This window comes from Nocardioides sp. (assembly GCF_031422975.1).
Taxonomy (GTDB): Bacteria; Actinomycetota; Actinomycetes; order Propionibacteriales; family Nocardioidaceae; genus Nocardioides.
Map to the genome: position 1 here is coordinate 1 of NZ_JANPEO010000458.1, position 2,460 is coordinate 2,460.

Here is a 2,460-nt window from a genome sequence, read left to right on the forward strand (position 1 = left end):
CGACCCCCACGCCGACGCCGACGCCCACCCCACCGGCGCCGACTGGCAACGCGGCGGCCGCGATCGCCTTCGCCGCCGACCAGATCGGTGACCCCTACAAGTGGGGTGCGGCTGGTCCGAACGCGTGGGACTGCTCCGGCCTGACCGCCGGCGCCTGGGCTGCTGGCGGCAAGTCGCTGCCGCACTACTCGGTCGCCCAGTACACCGGCTCGACGCCGATCGCCGCTGCCTCACTGGTTCCCGGCGACCTGGTCTTCTGGGGCTCGAGCTCGAAGTCGAGCTCGATCTACCACGTCGCGCTCTATGTCGGTGACGGCCAGATGATCCACGCCCCGCGGACCGGTCGCCCGGTGGTGCAGGAGTCGATGTACTCCTGGACGGCGCCGAACTTCTTCGCCCGTCCCTGACGCGCGCTGGTGCCGGGGTCGCCACGAACTGGCGGCGCCCGACAGGTGGAGCGCCGAGATCGACGTCGTACGCCGCCAGTTGAGCCGAGCCAGGGGCAGGCCCGCGTCAGTCGGAGAGTGGAGCGACCTTGGTCGCCAGCCGGGCGGCGAGCTCAGCCGGGTCGAGGGTCCCGGCCAGGATCCGGGTCGTCGGCCACGCCGAGGTGTCGAGGCCCGAGAGGCGGTCGAAGACGGCCAGGTCTGCGGCGTACAGGGAAGCCAGCGATGCCAGATCGTCGGCCGTCGGCGCGGTCCCGCTGACCAGCGAGGCGCCGGCGTAGCGGTTGCGCAGCGGCGGGTGCTCCTCGAAGCGCGGCAGCCCGAGGTGATCGGTCGCCCGGTCGACTGCCGGGTTGAACGACGCCAGCATCTGCCGGAACTCGAGCAGCAACCACTGTGAACGGTCGAAGATCGAGAAGCCGTGCTCGAGCTGGGCGCCGTAGTAGCCCCGGGCGATGCCGGACATGTGCTTGTAGCGCATCGGCTTCACATCGGTCGGCACCGCGGTGGGCAGCGAGGTCGGGCGGAACTCGGTGAGGAAGCCCGGCCAGTCGGGCCAGTCGGGATGGCGGGTCCGCAGCATCGTCCAGTGCGAGAACAGTCGCTCGATCGGGTCGCGGAACACCGCGATCAGCGGGAGGTCGGGGTTGTAGGCCCGCATCCGCTCGAGGGCGTTGGGCCAGAACAGGTAGACCGGGGTGGAGTCGCCGACCATCGTGTGGACCCGGGCCCGCCGCGGCGCCGTGTAGTCGCGCTCGTAGTCGGGGTGCGCCCAGTCGTAGCCCTCGTCGTTGAAGAAGTGCGCTTCCTTGCGCGGCGGCCGGCAGACGAGGCGGTGCTGGCTGATCGTCCCGGACAGCGTCGAGGTCCCGCTCTTCTGCACGCCCACGATCGAGAAGTTGTACGGCATGCGTCCGAAGTCGGCCTCGGGCTCGGGACGGTTCACGCGCGCGACGCTACCTTGTGAGACATGACCACGAGCGACGCTGTCGAGAACGTGACGGATGAGTCAACGGCGCCGACACCGAGGGCCGGCTACGTGCAGCCCGTCGTCGACGTCGCCGCCCTGAGCGCGCTGCTCGACGGGAAGTACGCCGACGTGCGTGCGCTCGTCCGCGACAACCTCGCCGAGCACCAGCGGATCCTCCTCGACGCCGAGGAGATGGACACGGCGGCCTTCCGCGACCGGGTGCGCGACGTCGTCGTCGAGATGGCGGGCACAGGCCAGACCGGGATGGGTTTCCCGACGGCGTACGGCGGTGGCGGCGACATCGGCGCCTCGGTCGCCGCGTTCGAGACGCTCGCCTTCGGCGACCTCAGCGTGCTGGTCAAGGTCGGCGTCCAGTTCGGGCTGTTCGGCGGCGCGATCCTCCAGCTGGGCACCAAGGCGCACCACGACGCCTACCTCGCCGACCTCGTCACCGGCACGGTGATGGGTTGCTTCGCGATGACCGAGACGGGGCACGGCTCCAACGTCCAGGCGCTGGGGACCACTGCGACGTACGACGTCGCGACCCGGGAGTTCGTCATCACCACCCCCGACGACGCGAGCCGCAAGGACTACATCGGCAACGCCGCTGCACACGCCGACGTCGCGGTCGTCTTCGCGCAGCTCGAGGTCGGCGGCGAGGGTCGGGGAGTGCACGCCTTCGTCGTGCCGGTCCGGGAGAACGGGCAGGTCCTGCCCGGCGTCCGCATCGAGGACTGTGGTCACAAGATGGGGCTCAACGGCGTCGACAACGGCCGCATCTGGTTCGACGGGGTGCGGATCCCACGGACCAACCTGCTCAACCAGTTCGCCGACGTCACCGAGGCGGGCGACTACGAGAGCTCGATCGAGAATGCCAACAAGCGCTTCTTCACCATGCTCGGCACCCTGGTCCAGGGCCGCGTCTGCGTCGGCGGCGCCGGCATCAACGCCGCCAAGGTCGCGCTCACCCTCGCCACCCGCAATGCCGGGCGTCGCCGTCAGTTCGAGGCCGCCTCCCCCGACCAGGAGCAGCTGCTGCACGAC

General features: G+C 70.4%; 3 protein-coding genes. 2 read left to right on the plus strand and 1 reads right to left on the minus strand.

The features are described 5' to 3' along the window. Window positions 1–407, plus strand: a 407-nt coding sequence (locus RMO85_RS13670) for a C40 family peptidase (RefSeq protein ID WP_310529277.1), incomplete at its 5' end; no start/stop codon positions are given. Window positions 408–513: 106 nt separating this feature from the next. Here the strand turns inward: RMO85_RS13670 and RMO85_RS13675 are convergent. After that, window positions 514–1,392, minus strand: a complete 879-nt coding sequence (locus RMO85_RS13675; protein WP_310529278.1) for a sulfotransferase domain-containing protein — start codon at window positions 1,390–1,392, stop codon at window positions 514–516. A 24-nt stretch (window positions 1,393–1,416) separates the two neighbouring features. Between RMO85_RS13675 and RMO85_RS13680 the strand changes: the two genes are divergently transcribed. Further along, a partial coding sequence (locus RMO85_RS13680; protein ID WP_310529279.1) for an acyl-CoA dehydrogenase family protein occupies window positions 1,417–2,460 on the plus strand: 1,044 nt, incomplete at its 3' end.